This is a genomic window from Melioribacter sulfuriphilus (assembly GCF_052656625.1).
The window spans coordinates 62,107-83,809 of the sequence record NZ_JBQXXK010000009.1; the positions used below are offsets into that span (position 1 = coordinate 62,107).

Here is a 21,703-nt window from a genome sequence, read left to right on the forward strand (position 1 = left end):
TAAATTAAGAATCGGTTGATTAAAAAGTTGTAACTTCGTGGGTTAGGGGATTGGAACGAACGAATGTGAGAAAATTCGTTAATCACAACCTCACCCGCGAAGGTTGATTATTCTTAATTTGCGGTAGGTCTCCTGGCTTGGGACTCCTATCAGCGCCTTCCCATACCGTTTGACAGTACAGTGGCATTTTGCTGAAGGATTTATATGTCCCTCACAGTTGCGGGGCAGCACCGGATTTGTGTTACCTCACCGGTTTCCCTATTAAGTCTTTAAAGACACCGCAAACTTTTTTAAGAACTGAGCGAATATAGAAAATATAATTTAATACAACAATAAAATTTCCTTTGAAAAAGATATTTAATAAACTTATCTTAATTTAAGAATTATTAAAGTTCGGTATTAATCGTGACTTCGAATTTACATTCACATTTCTCAAAGGCACATCTAATAATTATATTCAACCACAATCTAAATACGGGAGATAATTAATGGGTTGGATCGCTAATGCACTTAATTCGTCTATCGGTAAAAAATTTATAATGGCATTAACCGGCGTCTGTCTGTTACTCTTCCTGATAATTCATCTGATTAATAATCTCACACTTTACGGCGGACCCGAGTTGTTCAACACAGTTGTTAAAAACCTCGAAAGTATCAAACCGCTTGTAAGGGTTATTGAATTAATACTTGTTCTCATTTTTGTTTTTCATATCTATGACGCCATTCGTGTATGGTACGGAAATAAAAAAGCTCGTCCAATCAACTATAAAATCAACGCTTCTTCGGAAAATAGTACTTTATTTTCAAGAACAATGATCTGGAGCGGAAGCATAATTTTTATTTTTCTGGTAATCCATCTACGCACATTCTGGGTATCGTTTAATTTGGGTCATCCATTGGCTCAATCTCATAATTATTATGAAATTGTAGTTCAAGCATTCATGGATCCAGTTTATTCATTGTTTTATGTTGTGGCAATTCTATTACTCGGTTTTCATTTGAAACATGGATTCCAGAGTGCCTTTCAAACTTTCGGATGGAATAACAATAAATATTTCCCGATTATCAGAAAATTGGGAGATATTTACACTTATATAATGGTTATTGGCTTTGCCTCGATTCCTATCTACTTTTTATTTTTTTACGGAGGTAACTGATGTTAAAATTAGATTCTAAAGTTCCGTCAGGTCCGATTGAAGAAAAATGGACTAATCATAAATTCAATATGAAGCTTGTAAGCCCTGCCAATAAACGTAAATACGATATAATTGTTGTCGGGACTGGACTGGCAGGAGCATCAGCAGCGGCAACTCTCGGTGAATTGGGATACAACGTCAAAGTTTTTACTTTCCATGACAGCGCCAGAAGAGCGCACAGTATTGCAGCTCAGGGCGGAATTAATGCTGCTAAAAATTATCAGAACGACGGTGACTCTGTCTATCGCTTATTTTACGATACAATTAAAGGCGGTGACTTTCGTTCGAGGGAAGCCAATGTGTATCGATTAGCCGAAGTGAGCGGCAATATAATTGATCAATGTGTGGCTCAAGGAGTCCCTTTTGCCCGTGAATATGGCGGTACACTTGCCAATCGATCTTTTGGTGGGGCATTGGTTTCAAGAACATTTTATGCAAAAGGCCAAACGGGACAACAATTATTGCTTGGCGCATATTCGGCAATGAACCGACAGATTAATTTAGGTAAAGTAAAGCTTTATTCGCGCAGGGAAATGCTCGACCTGGTTGTGGTGGATGGTGTTGCAAGGGGCATAATCGTTAGAAATTTAATAACAGGCGAGATTGAGAAATACTCGGCTCACGCCGTTATACTTGCTACGGGCGGCTATTCGAATGTTTACTTTTTATCTACAAATGCAATGAACAGTAATGCTACTGCAATATGGCGTGCGCACAAAAAAGGAGCCGCATTTGCAAATCCATGTTTCACTCAAATTCATCCGACCTGCTTGCCTGTTCATGGAGAAGGTCAATCGAAATTGACTTTAATGAGTGAAAGCTTGCGTAACGACGGCAGAATCTGGGTTTCTAAAATAAAAGGCGATAAAAGACATCCGAATGATATTCCAGAAGAAGAACGCGATTATTATCTTGAACGCAAATACCCTTCCTATGGTAATCTCAGTCCACGCGATATATCTTCCCGAGCGGCTAAAGAAGTTGTAGACGAAGGGAGGGGTGCTCAGGGCCAGGAAGCTGTTTATCTCGATTTCAGAGATGCAATCAAACGACTCGGTAAAAAAGTAATTGAAGAACGTTATGGTAACCTGTTCGAAATATATCAAACCATTACGGGTGAAAATCCATACGAAGTGCCGATGAAGATCTATCCCGCACCACATTATACTATGGGTGGACTCTGGGTAGATTATAACCTGATGAGTACAATACCCGGCTTGTTTGTTGCAGGCGAAGCTAATTTTTCCGACCACGGCGCTAACAGGCTTGGCGCAAGCGCACTTATGCAGGGACTTGCCGATGGATATTTCATTTTGCCTTATACAATTGGCAACTATATAGCTTCTGAGAAACCTGAACTAATTAAAACATCTCATCCAGAGTTCGATAAAGCTGAAAGCAATATTAAGAATATGATTAATAAACTTTTGTCGATTAAAGGTAAGAGAACGGTCGACAGCATTCATAAAGAACTTGGCAGAATTATGTGGAACAAAGTTGGAATGTCGAGAAATGAAAAAGGTTTGAAAGAAGCAATCGAGGAAATTAAAACGTTAAGAGAAGAATTCTGGAAAAATGTTAACGTAGTTGGCAAAAACGAAGATGTCAATCAATGCCTGGAAAGAGCGGGCAGAGTTGCCGATTATCTCGAATTAAGCGAACTGATGGCTATCGATGCCTTGAACCGCAATGAATCTTGCGGAGCTCATTTCAGAGAAGAATATCAAACCGAAGAAGGCGAAGCTCTTAGAAACGACGAAGAATACGCTTATGTGGCTGCCTGGATATTCAAAGAATTAGGAAATTGGGAACTTATAAGAGAAGAACTCAAATTCGAAAATATTCAGTTAGCTACAAGAAGTTACAAATAATACTGAAAAGTTAAGGGTATTAAAATGGAAGAGAAAAAATTAAATTTGACGTTAAAAATCTGGAGACAACCGGCTCCAAATGCAGCCGGCGGATTTCAGGAGTATAAAGTTACTGTTTCGCCCGATTCATCGTTTCTCGAAATGCTCGATGAATTGAACAATGAACTTGAAAGTCAAAACCTCGACCCGATCGCATTTGAAAGCGACTGCCGGGAAGGAATTTGCGGCACCTGTGGACTTGTAATTAATGGCCACCCTCATGGACCACTTCCCAGAATTGCCACATGTCAACTGCACATGAGAAATTTCAAAGATGGCGATACAATCTGGGTCGAACCATTCCGTGCAAAAGCCTTCCCTGTAATTAAGGATTTAATGGTAGACCGTTCGGCTTTCGACAGAATAATGGAAGCTGGAGGATTTATATCAGTCAATACTGGCAGTGTGCCCGATGGCAATGCAATTCCAATTCCCAAAGATGTTGCTTCGGAAGCTATGGATTCCGCTTCATGTATCGGCTGCGGTGCATGTGTGGCTGCTTGTAAGAATGCATCTGCTATGCTATTCGTTAGCGCAAAAGTATCACAATTTGCATTGCTTCCACAAGGTCAGCCAGAAAGATACCGAAGAGTACAGGCGATGGTCAAAAAGATGGATGAGCTCGGCTTTGGGGCTTGCTCGAATACTTACGCATGCGAAGCCGAATGCCCAAAGGGAATTTCCATTAAAAATATTGCCAGAATGAACAGGGAATTTATAATGGCTAAAATCAAATCCGAAGAGGTGGACGTTTGACTGAATCCCGACATTGAATGTCGGGATTTTTTTTGACCTTTTTGGTATTATTGAATTGTTAATTCCATAATTTATTCATACTTAATTCAACGAGCTTATTTTTATGTTCGAAAGGGAAATAAAATTTATTTATGACTTTAACCTGAATAAAATAAACAGGCTCGGGACATATTTTACTTTCGAACAACTTAAAAATCTGGAACTTCACCCTGCCATCATAAATTATATCTCAGCTGAAATCGACTTTATCATATTCGAGGATAGGCAAAAACTTTTGAGCAATTCTTTTTTCGATTACAGCGGCGAAAAAATTTCTCACTACTTTTATTTAATAAATGAAGAAATCAAAAGAACTAAAAAATTGCCGTCCGACTTTGTATCGAAATTATTATTACACGCTTCATCATTTAATGCTAATTTTCTCGCTCGCCCGCGCTGGACATTAACCAAATTCATTTTCGACGAGAACAATCATCGCACAACCCTCGAAATTAAACAAATACTTAATTACCTCTATTATTACTCCTACCTCAAAAAAATTATTTCATCTTATATCGACAAAAAGAAAATTATTTCTCTGAATGCAGAAGAATTTTCAGACTTACTGAAAAAAATTGACGATATCGGCATTGAGACAAATCTGCAAAGTTTGATTTTAAACGCCCTAAAATCGATGGCTGATTTCTTTAATATTGGTGAACTCCAGAAAAATAAAGTGCCTCTACTTGCTGTAGAAGAATTTTTGAAAGAAAAACAACTCGATCAACATATAAAAAAGCTAAGAATCCTCTACGGCGACGACAAATCGATTAGATGCAATGTCCACGACCTTATGAAAGAATTCGGAACTATTTTAACAACAGTTGAAGAAGATGTTAAAGAAGATGAAGATGAAAATGAAGAGTTGATTCAGTTGGAAAAAGAAGAAGAAACAGTGGAAATAAACAAAATTGATTCATCTGAGTTGGCAGAAAAAATTAAAGAAAACGATTCTGAAAATTTACAACAGGAAGAAACAAATGAGACCAGGGATGAAGAAATTGAAATAACCGAAACGGATGAACAGATAGAATTAATTGAAAAGAAAACATTATTCGAAGACATTTCACAGGAACAGGACAAGCAAGAAAAAACCATTAAAGAAGAGTTTAGTGAAGCAGACGAACCGGACGAACAAAAAAAGGAAAATTCAGAAGTAGATAACGGTTTGTTAGACGAAGAAGTGTCAATTACTTATAAGCCGCCGAGGGTCGATATCCATGTTGATGAAATAGATGAGAAGGCTAACATAACCGGAGAAAAGTTGGAGGATAGCGAGGATGAAATTACATTATTCAAAGAACCTGTGACAGAAAAGAGGGATAAAGAGGAGAATTATGAAACTAAAGAATCGACTGAAGAACTTTCGAGAGCTGAAAAGAGTAAAGAAAAAATTGATATCAATAAGTTGCTAGAGAACAAAGATATCAATAAAATAATTGAAGTAATATTCGATTACGATATTGAAGAATTCACAAACACAATAGAAAATATCTCCAAGTCAAAAGATATATATGAAGCCTACGCAATAATAAACGAGGCATTACTCAATAGAAATATCGATTCCACAGGGAAAGAAGCGGAACTATTCAAATCAATCATTACAGAACACTTCGGAAAAGATTCCTGATATGTTTATCGATTATGCAAAAATTTACGTCAAGGCTGGCAAGGGTGGAGACGGCGCAGTTGCGTTCAGGAGAGAAAAATACGTTCCAAAGGGAGGTCCCGCAGGCGGCAACGGAGGCAAAGGTGGCGATGTTATATTCGTTGCGGATTCAAATCTGGGTACGTTGCTCGACTTTAAATATAACAGAAAATATGTTGCAGAAGACGGTCAGGCAGGAGGCAATTCTTTAAAAGACGGCAGAAATGGTAAAGATATAATAATTAAAGTTCCCGTAGGCACAATTATTAAAGATGAAGAATCGGGCAAAATTCTATGCGATTTAAATGAGGACGGCAAACAATTTATAGCAGCACGAGGCGGTAAAGGCGGAAAAGGAAACAGTAATTTTGCAACACCCACAAATCAGACTCCGCGTTACGCCGAAAAAGGGAAAGAAGGCGAAGAAAAGAATTTAATTCTCGAACTAAAGTTGATTGCAGATGTGGGTTTAGTTGGCTTCCCAAATGCAGGCAAATCAACTTTGATCTCTGCAGTTTCTGCAGCAAGGCCTAAAATTGCTGACTATCCTTTTACAACTTTAGAACCTAACCTTGGAATCGTCCGTTATAAAGAATATGATAGTTTTACAATTGCAGATATTCCTGGAATCATAGAAGGTGCCCATGAAGGAAAAGGATTGGGACTGAAATTTTTAAGACACATTGAAAGGACAAAGATATTACTTATAATGGTTGAAGGCATCTCGGACAATTATCAACGCGATTTTTATATACTCCTTAAGGAATTGAATAACTACTCGAAAACATTAGCCCGGAAGAAAAAAATATACGGAATATCGAAAGCAGATTTGCTAACTTTTGAACAAATTGAGAAAATAAAATCACTTACTTTTGATAATTATAACGGAAAGGTAGTGGTTTTTTCGGCTGTTAGCGGCTATGGTGTTGATGAATTACTGGATACATTATGGACAGAATTAAAAGACTAACTCCCACACTTTATATAATCAAAATTGTATTATTATTCTTAATTCTTCTTCTGACAGTATTATTTTCGATATCAGTTGGGAGTGCAGATTTTGGGTTCAAAAAATTGGTAAATATTTTAATCGGGAACGAAAAGAACGATTTGTTATTGCGAATAATATTCGACATTAGACTGCCGAGAATTTTATATGCCTTAGCAATAGGGGGTGGTTTATCGATAGCAGGAGCAGTATTTCAATCAATACTTATGAACCCTCTGGCAGAGCCGTATATACTCGGTATTTCGAGCGGTGGTACTTTCGGCGCAGTTCTTTCTTTTGTATTGGGATTAACTTTTGAAGGCACACAAGTTCTTTCATTTTCAAGTGCTTTGCTGGTTATGATGATTGTTTTTATTCTTGGGAAAAGATTTGGAGAAATCGAACCAAATACTCTTTTGCTGTCGGGTGTAATGGTCGGTGCTTTTTTCTCTGCCCTGATATTATTGATTATGAGTTTTTTGAATGATTCTTTAAGAACGGCTGTTTATTGGTTAATTGGAAACATATCAATGGCTCCTAAAGAGCATGTATATCCAGTGCTAATTGTTTCTTTATCTATATCAATTTTCCTGGTAGGGCTTTCGAATAAGTTTAATATTCTGAGTATGGGAACCTATTCAGCAAAGCAATTAGGGCTCAATACCAGACTTTTGAAAACAATCGCCTATCTATTGACCGGCTTATTAGTTGGCTCGCTTGTTTCAGTAAGTGGTATCATTGGATTTGTAGGACTGTTAATTCCACACGTATGTCGTTTGATTTTTGGCACAGATAATAGAATTGTTTTCCCTGCTTCTTTTATAATTGGAGCAGTTTTCTTAATATTGTGCGATACAATTGCACGTTCGGTTATTGCTCCTGCTGAATTGCCAGTAGGAGCCATTACATCGATTATTGGGGCTCCTGTTTTTATTTATTTATTAAAGAGAAAAAAAAGTTTTGAGGTTATATGAAGAAGAAGATATCGATCATACTAATAATTTTCACCGTAGCTTGTTCAACAGGTATAAATTTATTTTCTGACAGCGATGAAGTTGGACTCGGTAAAAAATTCGACGAGGAAATACGGAAAAATTCTAAAGAATATCCAATCTACAATAAAAATCCTGAAGTAAAAAAATACATTGAAAATAATATCTTCAAAGAAATATTAAACTCGCCAGAGGTCAAAAAAAGGACTGTGTACAATTACCAGCTCGAAATCATAGACAATGATTCTGTGCTGAATGCATTTGCTGTACCAGGAGGCTACGTATACGTCTACACAGGATTGCTTAAGTATCTCGATTCGGAAGCCGCACTCGCGGGTGTACTCGGTCACGAAATTGCACATGTTGAAAGGCGACACGCCACACAGCGAATAACAGCCGCGTACGGCATTTCGTTTGTTATGAGTATTGTCTTGGGAAATAATCCTACTCAATTAGCAGAACTTGCGGCAAATATGTTTACTGGACTGGCGCTCCTTGCAAACAGTCGCGCAAATGAAGACGAGAGCGATCAATATTCTATTTTGTATTTAAAGGGCACACGTTTTTACCCGGGAAGCGTGAAATTCTTTTTTGAGAAGTTAAGGGATGATGGTAAAATATCGAGCGGAGAAAAGGGGATTGCTCTGTTTTTATCTACTCATCCCGACCCTCTCGACAGAATAGAGAATACAGAAAAAAGAATCGGAGAAATGGGATTGAAAATTTTGACCTACAAAGACACTGCCGCCGCAGGGATATTTTTCAAAGAGTATCAACGATTTATTAAGTCAAAAATGCAATAAGACAAAATTCTTGAACTTTGGGATGCAACTCTTTATATTTACTATCCAATTTTTAAATGATTGGCGAGGTAGCTCAGTAGGTTAGAGCAGTGGAATCATAATCCACGTGTCGGGGGTTCGAATCCCTCCCTCGCTACAATATCATCGGAGAAAAGAGAATGTACAGTTTTTTAGTAACCATAGCTTTGATCGTTTCCTTCCTGTTGATTGTAGTTGTATTGATGCAATCGAGTAAAGGTGGAGGACTGGCAGGTACATTTGGTGGCACAGGTCAATTCGGCACAATATTCGGTTCGAGAAGGACGGCTGATTTTTTGAGCAAATCTACCTGGTGGTTGGCAGGTACATTGATTCTATTGGCTATTTTAATCAACCTGTTCTTCCTCCCAGGCAAATCTACAGTAAATGAACGCGAAAGTGTAATTCAGGGCAGTGGCGAACAATCAGTGCCTGCTACGCCTGTTTTACCTCAACAATCGACAGAACAACCGAATCAATAATTTAAATAAAAGGGGTGAAGGTCGTTCTTTCGCCCCTAAAATTCTTTCCTATTAAACCATCCGAGGTAAAAATGGGCAAATCTATGAGACCTGTCAAAGCTTATAAAAACGCCGAGTTCTTGAATTCTGCTGAAGCCAGAACCATTCGTATTTTATCTGAATATTATGAACCCAAATCGAGATTTGAAAAAAATAAAATTATCGATACAATTGTTTTTTTTGGCTCCGCCAGAATTTTATCGAGAAAAGACGCATTGAAACTCGTAAATGAAGCAAAAAAGCAAAATACTCCAGCAGGGAAGCGAAATTTTGAGAAAGCCGTTAAACTCCTTGAAATGTCAAAATATTATGAAGATGCAGTAGAACTTTCGAAAAAGTTGACACTCTGGTCGAAGAAGCTTGACGGCAATGGCAACAGGTTTATTATCTGCACGGGCGGTGGCCCCGGTATTATGGAAGCAGCCAACAAAGGAGCATATCTGGCCGGTGGCCATTCAATCGGACTGAATATAAGTATACCTTACGAACAATTCGTTAACAAATATGTCGATCATAAACTTGCTTTTGAATTTCATTACTTCTTTATGAGAAAACTCTGGTTTATGTATCTGGCAAAAGCTCTTATAGTATTCCCTGGTGGATTTGGTACGATGGATGAACTAATGGAGGTACTGACTCTTGTACAGACAAAGAAAGTGACAAAAAAAATGAAGATTATAATTTACGACGAAGCATACTGGAAAGAAATTATAAACTTTGACGCATTAATTGAGCATGGTACAATTAGTAAAGAAGACATGAAATTATTCGATTTTTGTAATACAGTCGACGAGGCATTCGATAAAATTACCACTCATTTTAAGAAGTATTTTTTAAATCAAAAAGGAAGTTTGATTGAAAACAACGGGAAAAAATAAACCCCGATTAGTCGGGGTTTATTTTTCAAGCCTTTTTGTCTCTGAGAGCTTGTTCGCGTGAAGCTCTTCTTTTGGCCTTGATCATATCCATTCTTTTTTCAATCGATGGCTTAACGTAAAACGTTCTTTTTTTGTATTCTTTGAGAATGCCTGAACGTTCGTATTTCTTCTTAAAACGTTTTAAAGCCTTATCGATATTTTCATTTTCCTGGACAATGATGCCTACCACTCTTCTCACCTGCCTTTATTTAGTTTAATAGAAATTATTTAGCACGTCAAAGTTATAAATAAATACCTTAAGAATCAATCAGGATTGGGCGGTACAACCAATACCGGACATTTTGAATAACGAATTACTTTCTCAGCCACACTTCCCATCAATGTATGCATCAATCCTGTTCTGCCGTGGGTAGCAATAACTATTAACGATTCAGCTTCATTCGGATGGTGTAAAACTGCGGCATATTTTACAATCTCTTCAAAATCGATTCCCGTTAAAAGAACCGATTTTATTTTGCTATCGGTTTCATCCCGTAATTCATCAACTATTCTTTCAAGTTCTTCACGGGTTTGTGCAATGTAATTTGATTTAACTTCCTGCTCATCGATGTTGTAAGACTTCATTGTAATTAAGGGAGGATTTGGTTCTACTACGTGGATAACGTGTATTTCAGCATTTATAAGTTCGGATATCTGTTTAACTAACTCGAAAGCGGATAATGAAAGCTTGCTGAAATCCGTCGGCATTATAATATTTTTAACGTTTTTCATATCACTTGTTTTTACCAGCTTTTTTTAGAAAACCTTTTGATTTTGCATAATCGAAAAGTTTTGAATAGAGCATTTTTCTGGCTCTGTGGAGTCTGGAACGGACGGTTCCAACAGGTATATCGACAAAGTCGGCTATTTCTTCGTAAGAAAATCCTTCAATATCGCTGAGTATTATCACAGTTCTGAAATCTTCTGGCAAATCCGATAAAGCTCCAGTAATATCGTCGTCTAAAAGATTGCTGAATGCATCGGGTTGATAATGATTGAATGTAACTTCCGAAGCTTTTATCGATTCGTAAAAATTCTGTACGTCCTCGTAATCAACTTTAACAGGTTCCTTAGTTTCTTTTCGATAGTCATTAATAAAGGAATTCTTCATTATTCGATATAACCAGGCTTTGCAATTTGTACCTTTTTCAAACTTATCGAAAAATCTGAATGCTTTTAGATAAGTTTCTTGAAGTAAGTCGTCGGCTTCTTCGGGATCCCCGGTCAATCTCAATGCAAAATTGTAGAGAGCATTCATATGCGGTATCGCTTCCTGCTCGAATTCTTTATAGAGATCTTTATCGTTCGCTATTTTGTTTTCTTTCGTCATCTACTATTCTAATCGAATATGAGAGCATTCTTTATTTTATTTGACAAATCAGGTAAGAAATTTAAATCTTTACTCGATACAATAAAACCGTTTATTAGAACATAATATTCATTAGACTTATTTAACAACATCATATTGGCAGGCTGACCGATTGCGGGATAATCAATAAACTTATTCGACCTTGCAAGATTAATTGGCATTGTAGTATAAACCATGCTATCTGATTGGAGGGTGTCGACAATAAAGCCGTATCCTTTTTTTAATAATTCTCTAACTGAGTTGTCAGAAAAGGCAGCTGAGTTTTCATTGTAATAATATTTTAATGGTTGAATTGTAAATCCTTCTAAGTTATAATCCTCCCATGCCGTATAAGTCGAAAGATCTCCAATTTCTTCTATGTTACTAGTGTAATAAAATCTTTTTCCATTTGTATCGTATTTTTTGGTTCTTTTAATTCCAATATCGACTGTGAAAGATTGATTGAATCTCTCTAAGGTTACATTTCGGAGTATTAAATCGTACATGCGTTCTTTATTTTCGGGGATTGCGAAGTAGAGTGACTCGTCATTATGAATAAAGGAATTATCTGCAATTGTATCAAATGCGGCAAGAAGAAGGAGAAAGTTCAATTTGCGGATAAGTTCTTTTCCATCCCCTTCGATCGAGTTACCGGATTCAATTAAAATAACACTTGTGTCCCTGCTCGAAAAATAGTCTCCGAACGACCTCGGCTCGTGGTCATCTTTGTATCGAGCAGCAGAAGCGGGCTGAATGGATGATAGGATTTGATTTAGCTCGACTATGAGTTTCATACTTTTGATTCTGCCTGAATTCATAGAACCATTATAATCGAAAGGGGGTGCAAGAAATGAGATCGATGGCAGCTTATCACTATTTCCAATTGTATAGTAACAATTTTGGTCGTGCATGTTAAAGGCGAAATCGGGTTTGAACTTTTCAAATTCCTCTTTCAAAATTTGAGCTTCGGGAGTTTGGAGGCGTAATGCGTCTCTATTGATGTCGATCCCGATTAAATTTTCCCGCGTAAATAGTTCTGCTCCGTCGGGATTGAGCATTGGAATGATTGATATTGTGAGGTTCTCTTTTATTTTCTTTTTCAAATTATGAATGTCATCTTCATGTTCGAAGAAATTGAGGAGGTCGAGTATTGCCGATGTTGCAGTGGGTTCGTCGCCGTGCATCTGTGTCCATATTAAAACTTTAATTTTGCCGTTACCATACCTTACTTTATAAATCTCTCTTTTACCAATCGATTTTCCCACTAATTCAACAGTGTAACTTGTTCTATTTTTATTCAATTTTTTATACAAGTCGATCGGTTTGATATAGCCAGTATTTATATCCTTTACTTTATAGACAGGATATTTCTCGGTGAGTATTTTTAGTGTTTCTTTATCAAGCATAGATTTTCTTTTTATTTAATCTAAAATTATGAATAATATGAACGAAAGTCAGCCGCAATAAACGGAAGTTATTTGTAGTTGGTTAACAGACAGGATGTGATTAAAATTATTACCAGATTAGTCAGTAATTCAAAATATGCAACACCTTGACCACCCCAAAATAGAATTAGATGCGAGAGTAGATCGATACAATAAATCAGTAAAACGGAAATCAAAACAAACTTAATTTTTATTTTGAAACAAAGCAAAGTGCTGAGTATAAGTATGAATAATGGAATTATTGTAACTGCGAAAAATGCAATTTCGGGTATAATGTGCAGATCCTTCGTAAATCTTTCGAACAATAATTTTGGGTAAAGCAGAGATGTAACAGAATCAATAAAAAGTAAAAAGGTAAGGAGATGATAAAGTATTGCAGTTAGAATATTAGAAACTTTGTGCTTTCTTGTTTTGATGTTCTTAATCATAATTTTTGATTACCACTGCAGACCGGATCGGGATTGGTGATCCGGTCCTAATGGTGCCCTCGAAACAGTGCAAAAATAAATTTAATTTGGAGAAGTAGGTAGGGGCTTATTCCCATTTTAAAGGGGAAAAAATCCTAAAAAAGTACTAATTCACACGTAAATGTCAATTAATTGAAGTTTGTAGGTGGGAAGAAGAATTCTCAATGTTAGAGCCGTTGTTATTTTTTATATATTGCTCAATCTCTAAGCTATTGTTTTTAACGATTTGGATTAATTCTGATTTAGTTTTAACATTTAATTTTTCTTTTATCACACTTCTGTAGTAATCGATAGTTTTCTTTGAAAGATTTAACATTTGGGCAATTTCTTTTGATGTATAGCCGTCGCCGATATATTTCAATATTTCAAGTTCGCGATTGGTGAGTCCTAATTTTTTGAGCTCGGAAATGAAAGTCAAAGGCGACTCGAGATTGCCGAGCCTTTTTTTTGCCAATTTATCAAAAATCTTAAGATTAATAGGTATAGCCAGGTCAGGTCCTGCAAGTGTTATTAATAAAACCAGTAGAATATTAATTGACAAGCGTATTGAATAAAGCTCTTTTAACAGGTCGTTGTCCATGTAATAAAGACATTTAGAAGCAATTATAATTCCATGTATTCCAATCAATGCCAATAAATAAACATAAACTTTTTTCTTTGTAATTAATTCTTTAAAGAACATACTCGCAAAATAGAAGCAAAGAAATAATAGCAAAAGAATAATTGCTATCACTTTATCTAATGAATCAGGGTCAATCGATAAATAAAAAAGTGTGCTGAAGATTATTGCTGCTTTATATTTTATATCAATATCCGGTAAAACGAAAACTGCGATTAAGAGAATAAAAAGGTAGTAATAATAATGATAAGGCTCCATACTTGTAGATGTTGCCAAAATTAATAACAACGGATCTGATATTGCGTAAATAAAAAAGAAGTAAAATAGTTTGTGTCCCTTAAATCTGAAAAGCGGACCAAGGTAACTTACATATATAATGAGAAATAATATTCTGACAGTATCCATATTTTTTCATTATTAACAATAATAAAAATAGTGAAATTATATCAGGGCTTCAATAATTTTTAACGCGGCATACTGTCGATAAGTTACAATAGTTGCAGACTATTGTTTGTCTGTTGGGAAGTGTCGATACGTGAAATTTACCGTTCTGTATCCCATCGAAAAATTCTTTCGATTTTTCGATGGCATTATTAATTTTTTCATTATTTGAAGTCCTGTCGTTGAATTTAGGAAGAGGATTCTTCCCAAAGGAATTACTGTTGTATTTTAATGTGTAGATGTACAGCTCGTGGTTATTGAACTCGATAGAATAATAATTTTTTAGCAATTGCGAAGCAATATGAGCATAGAGCGGTAACTGCAATGATAAACCTTTTTGTAAGTCTGATTTTGTAGGCGTTTTATTGCCAGTTTTGTAGTCGATGATGTCGAAGGCATTGTCACAAATATCGATGCGATCGATCTTACCACTTAATTTAACATCAGGTGCAATCTCGACAGCATCCGGGGTGCTCAATTCCTTATCAACATCTGAAAGTTTTTTTCTGCCGAATGAGATTTCAAAATATGCAGGGCGAAATCCATTCTTTGCATATTCGATCTCTTTTTCAAGAAATTTATAAAGCACGGATTGTTTTCTGTCGTTGTTTATTCCAAGTATTTTTTCTCTGTCGAAGAAAGAAAAAGGTGATCTAAAAAGTGTGCCGCCCAGTGTATTTTCTGCAATTGAAAAGAGAAGTTCTTCCGCTTTATTTCTATCATTCGTAATATCTAAACTATTTTTCTTTATGCTTTCGTAGAACTTGAATAGAATATAATGCAACAAATTTCCGTATTCTCTCGCTTCAACGTCTTCTGTCGGTTGTGATTCTGCTTCTACCATTAATATACTTTCAACGAAATATTTAAAAGGGCAGCGTGCATAAGTTTCCAGTTGCGAAACAGAAAAAACATTGCCCTTATTAATACTTCTGTACTTATTCATCGTTGCTGAATTAATAAAACCGTTATATTCGAAAGACTCCTGGTTTTGTTCACGTGTGGCTTCAATTTCTATTGCTGTTTTTATGAGATCGATACTTCTCCTGGAGAAGTTGTACTGGCACTTTTGCCCTCGACCGTAGTTCATCAACCACTCTTCCTCAGAATAGATAAACTCATTTAGTTCCGACATGTCGACTTCTTTAATGTCAAAAAGTGATTCGAGTTCGTTCAGGAAACTTGATTTAATTAATTCTCTGCCATTATCTGTAAGCGGGTAAGATAAATAGAGTTGTTTATCCCACGAGCATAATGCTTTGTAGAAAAGGTAACGCTCTTCTAATTGATGAATCATTGCGCCTTTTTTATATTTTCCACTGAAGAAAATTTCGGGATTATATCTTGTTGGCAAGTCACCTTCGCAAAGTCCACCGATAAAAAGATAGTCGAATTTCAAACCTCGTATTTCATCGAGTGTAGTAATTGTAATGCCGTATCCGGATTTTTCTTTTGTATTATATCGGGTCCACTGCGTTATCGTTCTTAATTGTTCAATAAAAAAGCTTAATTTAAATTTAGTCTCTTTTCCGTATTCTTCTGACAATAAGAAAAATATTTCGTCGAGAGTATCGATAAATTTTTCAAATGCTCTAATATTTTCTTCAAGTATATTTTTATCGGTTTCGTCAGATAAAATCTTGAATGGTAAACCCGATTTATAAATAAATTCTCTCAAACATTTGTCGAATTCCTCGATTGAGAATTCCTGGCTTAAATTCTCGAAGGGCTTTAAAAACTCTACTAACTTATCGAAATCCCGCTTTGCCTGTGCGAAAGAAATTCCAGGTTCATCACCGTAAAGTGTATATTTCTCTGTCTCTACTGCCTCTTCTAATGCAGTCTTCCAATTTTTTTTCCCAGCAATTATTTTTAATTCTACTGCCGCTTTATAAAGGTTTGAAGCAGAAATATCGCTGGTAGTTAAGAGATTGTTATTCAGTGCTCTTAAAATATTTTGATAAAAAAAATCGCTTTCTATGATTTCCAGGAAATTAATAATTCCGTTTACGGCATTGTTGTTTGCAAGTGTAAATCGATCGGTTAAATTTATTGGAAGTCCGTTTTTTCTAAAAACGTCTCTTATGATAACTGAATAATTCTGTATTTTATTAAAGGCAACACATATACGATGCGGTTCTGCGTTATTTTCTTTGAGAAGTTTCTTTATTGCTCGGGATATCATTTCCACTTCAGTTTCGCGGTCGTCACATTTTAATAGTAAGATTTTGTCCTGCTCGGGTACTTTCCTTGATTCTTTTTTGACCGGCGTGAGATTAAATAAATTTTCTTTTAATGTTACTTTATAATTACTTTCAGGATAGATGGACGTATCGAAAATCTTCGTAAAGCCTTCTTGTTCAAAATACGAATAGCATTGATTGAGGTGACCAAAAAGTAACTTATTGTCTTTGTTATAATCGAAATTGATATACAGATGCACATTTTTGATGTCTGAAATCCTGCTTAGTATTTTAATTTCTGGATGTGTGAATTCAATAAATTCATCTGCAAATATGAATTGTACTTCCGGTAAATAGTCTCTGAAATATTTTTCAAATTCATTCTTGTTTAGGTTAAGGAGCTCTTCGTAGATGTCGCCTATTTCAAATGTTTTTGTCGAATAACATTTCTTCTTAAAAATTTCATAAATGTCAGCTATGTCGAGCGCTTTCTGTTTTTCTTTTGAGTCGAGTTCATCTGCGGAATTTCTCAAATTCTCAGGTGTAATACCGTGTCGCTTGTATTCAGAAATCACATTTTTTAGCCTGTCAAGCGTGCCGTGTGGAATTTCTCCGTTATATACCTTGAAGTATCGAAGCTCGATGCTATTGACCGCTTGCTTGATAAAAACAGATGCAGAGGCATCGCTTAATGTCTTAAAATTATATTTCCTGTTTAGGATGCCTGAGGTTAATGTGGTAAGTGTTTCGATGTTAATTTTCCCGGTTGAATTTCCTGGAACGCCTGAAATTATTTCTTTCTTTAAATGCCGGGCTTTACGGTTCGTCGGTACAAGGAATAATGCTTCGTTCAACTTTTTGGAAGTTATAATACTGTCAATAGCATCTGGAATATTTAATATCGGGTTGTGTTCTTTAGTTAGTATCATAAAGAGTCTATTAAATTTTTATATGAACCTCTTATTTCTTCTTCGTTATTCAAATTAAGAAGTTCTACTATAAAATTAAATTCTTGAGATGCATCTTTTTTATTTTCTTTTAATACATTTTCCAGCTCGATAAAAAATCCTAACAGTTTTACTTTATCCAGATGAATACGGGTATTTTTATAAATGTAGAGAAAGCGCTTCTTTTCAACTACTGTTTCGATCTGGAGAATCTCCTTTAAATAGTTGTATGGATCGTCGCCGTTGAGATACAATATTTGATATTTGCTCCATCTTTTCCCGGATTCATTCCGCTTATATTTTATAAGAGAATATTTTCCGTTTTCTATTCTCAATTTTAACAATCCTTGATCGTAAGTGAAATAAATATCTTTCTGATTTAATTGAGAAACTAACGGTATATTGTTATTTTTTAAGCAGGTAAGAAATCTTCGATGTGATTGTACCCTTACTTTTAGTTCCAGATTTTGTGGCATGTTAAACCTATCTGCAGTTTAATTTGTTTTATTCTTGTCTAATATACATATTAAAGGTGAAAAATTGGTTTACAAGTCGAAAAGGAGGTGTATTATGAAGAGGTTTTTGGTTATGATGATTTTGTTGCCCTTGTTCTCAGCATACGGACAACGTATTGGAAAACTTGCACCTGAAAAACGGAATGAAATTTTTCCCGAGAACAGCTGGGGAATTGATATTATGTTTGGAGAAGGAGGATTTGGACTTGGTACTTTTTTCAGAAAAAGTTTGAGTGAAAATATTACCGGCTTTGTTGACTTATCAGTTTCTGAATCGAAAGACGAGCGGGAAATCGAATATATCGACCCTTACTTTGGAATTCCTTATGTAATCGGGAAAAAGAATCGTGTGTTTCTTCTTCCGTTGAACCTCGGAATTCAGTACAGACTATTCAGTAAAACGTTAACAGATAATTTGAGACCTTATGTCAACGCGGGTGTAGGTCCAACATTTGTTTTTACAACACCCTACGAAAAGGAATTTTTTTCAGCCTTCGGCGATGCTAAAATGCACTACGCTGCTGGCGGGTATGTAGGAATTGGCGCCAATTTTGGAATTAGCAAAAAAAATCTTGCCGGGCTTAACGTGCGCTATTATTTTATTCATATGCTCGACGATGGAGTTGAAAGCCTTGAAGGTAAGGTTCGCAAGGATTTTGGACATATTTACATCACACTGAATCTCGGAATTATGTATTAAATTTCTGAAGATTTAAAGTCAGAATTTGAGCTGCCTTTATGGCAGCTTTTTTTATTTCCATTTTATCGTACAGCCAATTGTAAAAGTTTCCGGCACAGATATCTCTTTGCCAGAGAGTAATTCATCAAGTGCATCTCGTAGATAATTTTGTTTAACTGCTGCAGGTTCCTGCCAGTTGTCGTCAATCTTACCGTGAAAGCGGAGTTCACGCTTTTTGTCAAACAAAAAAATTTCAGGTGTGTGCGTGGCTCCGTATGCTCGGGCTGTTTCTTGAGTTTCGTCTCTTAGATATGGAAAATTAAACTTTTTCTTTTCGGCTCTAATTTTCATCTCTTCGAACGAATCTTCGGGATATTTTACATCATCATTTGAATTGATTGCTACAACCTGTACTCTTCCGGCGTAATCTTCCTGAATTTTTATGATTCTATCTTCATATGCCTGTACATAAGGACAGTGATTGCAACTGAAAATCACAATTAAAGCTTCTTTCTCCTTAAAACTGTCGAGCGAATATGTTTTGCCGTCAACACCCTCGAGGCTGAAGTCGGGTGCTTTAGAACCGAGTTTTAATTTTTCCGTAGCCATAATTTTCTCCTTAGTTCTGTATGTAATTAATAAACTTGCTATCCAGAGTATTATCCCTGCAGTAAAAACTTCCCAAAGAAATTCAACAGGAGAATACGATTTAATCCTTTCGTTGATGTTCCACATAAACGAAATAAGTATTAAAGTAGTTCCTGTAGCCAGAGGTAAAATGGCGCTGCGTTTAATTGTCTGACTTTCGTCTGCAAATTTCGATTCAAGTATATAAATCAATATGAAGAATAACGATACGATTACAGGAGCGATAACTGGCGATACCCACGGAACGGGGATAAGAAATAATAGATCGTCGTCTAAAAGTGAAAGCGGCCAATTTATAAGTATTTTGAGCCATACGTAATAAAAAATATCCCAGATGCCAAATACCAGCAAAAAAGTTATGAATCTCTTTCGAAGATTTGTCCCGAAAATATATGCAATCGATACTATCATCAATATTGTGGCTATTTCCCTCCCGATTTCGATTATCAACATCTTTGTTTCAATTTGCTTCAAAGGGAAATTGAAACCGTCGGGATAGTAGATTTTACGTAAATATACAACTACACTTGCTTCAAGATAAGCCATCGCTATTGAGAATAAAATCAGACTTAACAATTTTTTGTTCATCTTTGCCCTACAGTATTAGTAATTACAATTTAAGAAAGCCAACTCAAAACTGAAAGTTTGCTCTAAATTACTGATATAAAGATTACTGTAAAAGGTATCCTTAAAGTCAAATAGATCATCTCTCTACTTCGCTTCTTAAATTTTGCTTCCCCCATTAAGTATATTTTAATGGTATTCATTAAAGTAATGTTAAGCTTACGGTGTTATCGAGTTCTCAATTTAGTATCATATAATCTCATCGTAGTTTAGTTTTACTTTTATTACGTCTTGTTGTGTAATTTTTATCTGGATAAAGTACTTTTCACATGGTTGGTTTATTTTAGCAAATCAAACGACTCAAATTGATTTCCTATTTGATATGCCTTTTATAGTTGAAAACTTCGATGAATATTTTTATTTTTTCGATGCCACTGCGAATGCGGTGGCAATTTTTTTTACGAAAAGACAAAAATAAAGAAAAAGGAGTCATTGAAGTGGCAAACTTTGTATATCTGAGTAAAGAGCGAATGCGGGAAATAGAAAAAGAACTGAATGAATTAAAGACCAACGGCAGAAAAAAGATGGCGGAAAAAATTGCCGAAGCTCGCGCACACGGCGATTTATCGGAAAATGCTGAATACGACGCCGCCAAAGAAGAACAGGGTCTTCTTGAAATGAAAATTAGCAAGCTCGAAGAACTCCTTTCGAGAGCCAGAATTATCGACACATCCAATATGCCGAAAGACCAGGTACATATCCTGTCTACTGTAAAAGTAAAAAATCTGAAAAATCAAAAAACGTATACATATACACTCGTATCTCCCGAAGAGGCAAATCTTGAGGCGGGTAAAATTTCAATTTCTTCGCCTGTCGGACAGGCATTAATTGGCGCTAAAGTGGGTCAGATCGTGGAAGCAAAAGTTCCGGCTGGCATTATAAAATTTGAAATCTTAGAGCTGGAATAAATTGCAAGACGAATCTTTCATTCAAATTACACTCCAGATGGCTGAAAAAGGGAAGGGAGCAGTTAGCCCCCTTTCTTTGAGAGGCGTCGTTATTGTAAATGACGGTAAAATTATTGCTGCCGAATTTCTGAAGGACCGTCATTCGGAGCAACCTGAATTTGTTCTTCTTTCGAAGTGTAATGTTCCAAATGGTTCAATACTTTATTCAAATATCAATCCCATTATTACTTCTGGAGAAGAAGAAAGATATGTTGCCCTTTTCAGAAATTCAGGCGTCAAAAAGATGGTCTTCGGCACCCTCGACAATAATTCTCTTTTCTACAATAAAATTGCAAAGAAATTAAAAGAAAGTGGCATTGCAATTATCTCCGGAATAATGGAAAAAGAATCGATTGATTTAAACCGCTTCTTTCTGAAATACAGCTCCTTTAAAACACCTTATGTTACGTTAAAGATGGCGCTTACACTCGATGGGAAAATAAGCGATATAAACGGGAATTCGAAATGGATTTCTTCTGTCGAATCGAGAAGTATGGTTCATGAACTTCGTACCGAATATGATGCTGTTCTTGTAGGTTATAATACTGTTAAAACAGATAAACCTTCTCTTACCGTAAGACTGGTAGAAGGGCGCAATCCCAAAAGAATTGTGCTCGATACCCGTCTGGAACTAAAACCAAATTCTGATCTCGTACGGAAAAATAAGGACAATAACTTGATAATTGTTACCGACAAAAAAAACAAAGATCTACCGAAATTAACTAAATACTACGAAGCGGGTGTAGAATTTGTCTTTGTCCCTGTAAGTTCTGAAGGAATGCTCGATCTCAAATCGTTGATGAGAAAACTGGGTAAAATGAAAATCACTTCGATACTTGTAGAAGGAGGGGGTAGAGTTTTCTCGTCGTTTATTAAGAATAAGCTCGACGACGAAATTCTTCTGTTCATTGCTCCCAAGCTGCTTTGCGAAGGTATTCCATTATGCAGCGGATTGGGAATCAATAGTCTTTCAAAAGCCTATAAATTCTATATGAATGAAGTCCGAAAAGTTGGAGAAGATGCTTTGATTCGTCTAATGAGAAGATAAGGAT

The 21,703-nt window shown here is 36.0% G+C and carries 21 protein-coding genes, 1 tRNA gene and 1 riboswitch; of the genes, 13 read left to right on the plus strand and 9 right to left on the minus strand.

Annotated elements, in window-relative coordinates; all coding sequences use genetic code 11:
- Positions 1-105: 105 nt before the first annotated feature.
- Positions 106-298: riboswitch (cobalamin riboswitch) on the minus strand.
- A gap of 190 nt (positions 299-488) precedes the next feature.
- The 10 genes from ACUN8G_RS12340 (at position 489) to ACUN8G_RS12385 (ending at position 9,749) form a co-directional block, all read left to right on the plus strand.
- Complete coding sequence (locus tag ACUN8G_RS12340) at positions 489-1,157, plus strand: succinate dehydrogenase cytochrome b subunit (RefSeq protein ID WP_437345281.1); 669 nt, start codon at positions 489-491, stop codon at positions 1,155-1,157.
- On the plus strand, positions 1,157-3,067 hold the full coding sequence (locus tag ACUN8G_RS12345) for a fumarate reductase/succinate dehydrogenase flavoprotein subunit (protein ID WP_437345280.1): 1,911 nt from the start codon (positions 1,157-1,159) through the stop codon (positions 3,065-3,067). Before ACUN8G_RS12340 ends, ACUN8G_RS12345 begins: the two co-directional genes overlap by 1 nt.
- Before the next feature lie 24 nt (positions 3,068-3,091).
- The gene (locus ACUN8G_RS12350; protein WP_437345279.1) at positions 3,092-3,862 is read left to right on the plus strand and encodes a succinate dehydrogenase/fumarate reductase iron-sulfur subunit; all 771 of its coding nucleotides are present in this window, start codon (positions 3,092-3,094) and stop codon (positions 3,860-3,862) included.
- Between the two features lie 103 nt (positions 3,863-3,965).
- Complete coding sequence (locus ACUN8G_RS12355; protein ID WP_437345278.1) at positions 3,966-5,531, plus strand: ligand-binding sensor domain-containing protein; 1,566 nt, start codon at positions 3,966-3,968, stop codon at positions 5,529-5,531.
- Position 5,532: 1 nt separating this feature from the next.
- Positions 5,533-6,519: a GTPase ObgE gene (gene obgE, locus ACUN8G_RS12360; RefSeq protein WP_437345277.1), complete on the plus strand. Its 987-nt coding sequence runs from the start codon at positions 5,533-5,535 to the stop codon at positions 6,517-6,519.
- Entirely contained in the window at positions 6,498-7,511 is a 1,014-nt protein-coding gene (locus tag ACUN8G_RS12365) for a FecCD family ABC transporter permease (protein WP_437345276.1), read from the plus strand. Before obgE ends, ACUN8G_RS12365 begins: the two co-directional genes overlap by 22 nt.
- Positions 7,508-8,332, plus strand: coding sequence for a M48 family metalloprotease (locus ACUN8G_RS12370; protein WP_437345275.1), 825 nt, complete (start codon positions 7,508-7,510; stop codon positions 8,330-8,332). The genes ACUN8G_RS12365 and ACUN8G_RS12370 overlap by 4 nt, the downstream gene beginning before the upstream one ends.
- A 62-nt stretch (positions 8,333-8,394) precedes the next feature.
- Positions 8,395-8,468, plus strand: a tRNA-Met gene (locus tag ACUN8G_RS12375).
- Between the two features lie 22 nt (positions 8,469-8,490).
- Positions 8,491-8,832 (plus strand): preprotein translocase subunit SecG, encoded by a 342-nt coding sequence (gene secG, locus ACUN8G_RS12380; protein WP_437345274.1) that lies wholly within the window; start codon positions 8,491-8,493, stop codon positions 8,830-8,832.
- A gap of 71 nt (positions 8,833-8,903) precedes the next feature.
- Positions 8,904-9,749: an LOG family protein gene (locus ACUN8G_RS12385; RefSeq protein ID WP_437345273.1), complete on the plus strand. Its 846-nt coding sequence runs from the start codon at positions 8,904-8,906 to the stop codon at positions 9,747-9,749.
- A gap of 25 nt (positions 9,750-9,774) precedes the next feature.
- On the opposite strand, the gene rpsU is transcribed toward ACUN8G_RS12385, so the two are convergent.
- The 8 genes from rpsU to ACUN8G_RS12425 form a co-directional block, all read right to left on the minus strand.
- Positions 9,775-9,978 carry a 30S ribosomal protein S21 gene (gene rpsU / locus ACUN8G_RS12390; protein ID WP_437345272.1) on the minus strand — a complete coding sequence of 68 codons (204 nt, stop codon included), beginning with the start codon at positions 9,976-9,978 and terminating at the stop codon, positions 9,775-9,777.
- A gap of 74 nt (positions 9,979-10,052) precedes the next feature.
- The gene (locus ACUN8G_RS12395; protein WP_437345271.1) at positions 10,053-10,520 is read right to left on the minus strand and encodes a universal stress protein; all 468 of its coding nucleotides are present in this window, start codon (positions 10,518-10,520) and stop codon (positions 10,053-10,055) included.
- Position 10,521: 1 nt separating this feature from the next.
- Entirely contained in the window at positions 10,522-11,118 is a 597-nt protein-coding gene (locus tag ACUN8G_RS12400; protein ID WP_437345270.1) for a sigma-70 family RNA polymerase sigma factor, read from the minus strand.
- 8 nt (positions 11,119-11,126) lie between these two features.
- On the minus strand, positions 11,127-12,542 hold the full coding sequence (locus tag ACUN8G_RS12405) for a M14 family zinc carboxypeptidase (protein ID WP_437345269.1): 1,416 nt from the start codon (positions 12,540-12,542) through the stop codon (positions 11,127-11,129).
- Between the two features lie 68 nt (positions 12,543-12,610).
- A complete protein-coding gene (locus ACUN8G_RS12410) occupies positions 12,611-13,009 on the minus strand; it encodes a hypothetical protein (RefSeq protein ID WP_437345268.1) in 399 nt (132 codons plus the stop codon).
- Between the two features lie 163 nt (positions 13,010-13,172).
- Positions 13,173-14,072 (minus strand): response regulator transcription factor, encoded by a 900-nt coding sequence (locus ACUN8G_RS12415; RefSeq protein WP_445480946.1) that lies wholly within the window; start codon positions 14,070-14,072, stop codon positions 13,173-13,175.
- Positions 14,073-14,121: 49 nt separating this feature from the next.
- On the minus strand, positions 14,122-17,220 hold the full coding sequence (locus tag ACUN8G_RS12420) for a PD-(D/E)XK nuclease family protein (RefSeq protein WP_437345266.1): 3,099 nt from the start codon (positions 17,218-17,220) through the stop codon (positions 14,122-14,124).
- On the minus strand, positions 17,217-17,714 hold the full coding sequence (locus ACUN8G_RS12425; RefSeq protein ID WP_437345265.1) for a CYTH domain-containing protein: 498 nt from the start codon (positions 17,712-17,714) through the stop codon (positions 17,217-17,219). The genes ACUN8G_RS12420 and ACUN8G_RS12425 overlap by 4 nt, the downstream gene beginning before the upstream one ends.
- Before the next feature lie 94 nt (positions 17,715-17,808).
- Here ACUN8G_RS12425 and ACUN8G_RS12430 point away from each other — a divergent pair, with 94 nt between their 5' ends.
- Entirely contained in the window at positions 17,809-18,453 is a 645-nt protein-coding gene (locus tag ACUN8G_RS12430) for a hypothetical protein (RefSeq protein WP_437345264.1), read from the plus strand.
- Between the two features lie 51 nt (positions 18,454-18,504).
- Here the strand turns inward: ACUN8G_RS12430 and ACUN8G_RS12435 are convergent, their stop codons facing one another.
- On the minus strand, positions 18,505-19,668 hold the full coding sequence (locus tag ACUN8G_RS12435) for a thioredoxin family protein (protein WP_437345263.1): 1,164 nt from the start codon (positions 19,666-19,668) through the stop codon (positions 18,505-18,507).
- A 473-nt stretch (positions 19,669-20,141) separates the two neighbouring features.
- Here ACUN8G_RS12435 and greA point away from each other — a divergent pair, with 473 nt between their 5' ends.
- A complete protein-coding gene (gene greA, locus ACUN8G_RS12440) occupies positions 20,142-20,612 on the plus strand; it encodes a transcription elongation factor GreA (RefSeq protein WP_437345262.1) in 471 nt (156 codons plus the stop codon).
- Between the two features lies 1 nt (position 20,613).
- Entirely contained in the window at positions 20,614-21,699 is a 1,086-nt protein-coding gene (ribD, locus tag ACUN8G_RS12445; RefSeq protein WP_437345261.1) for a bifunctional diaminohydroxyphosphoribosylaminopyrimidine deaminase/5-amino-6-(5-phosphoribosylamino)uracil reductase RibD, read from the plus strand.
- Positions 21,700-21,703: the final 4 nt, after the last annotated feature.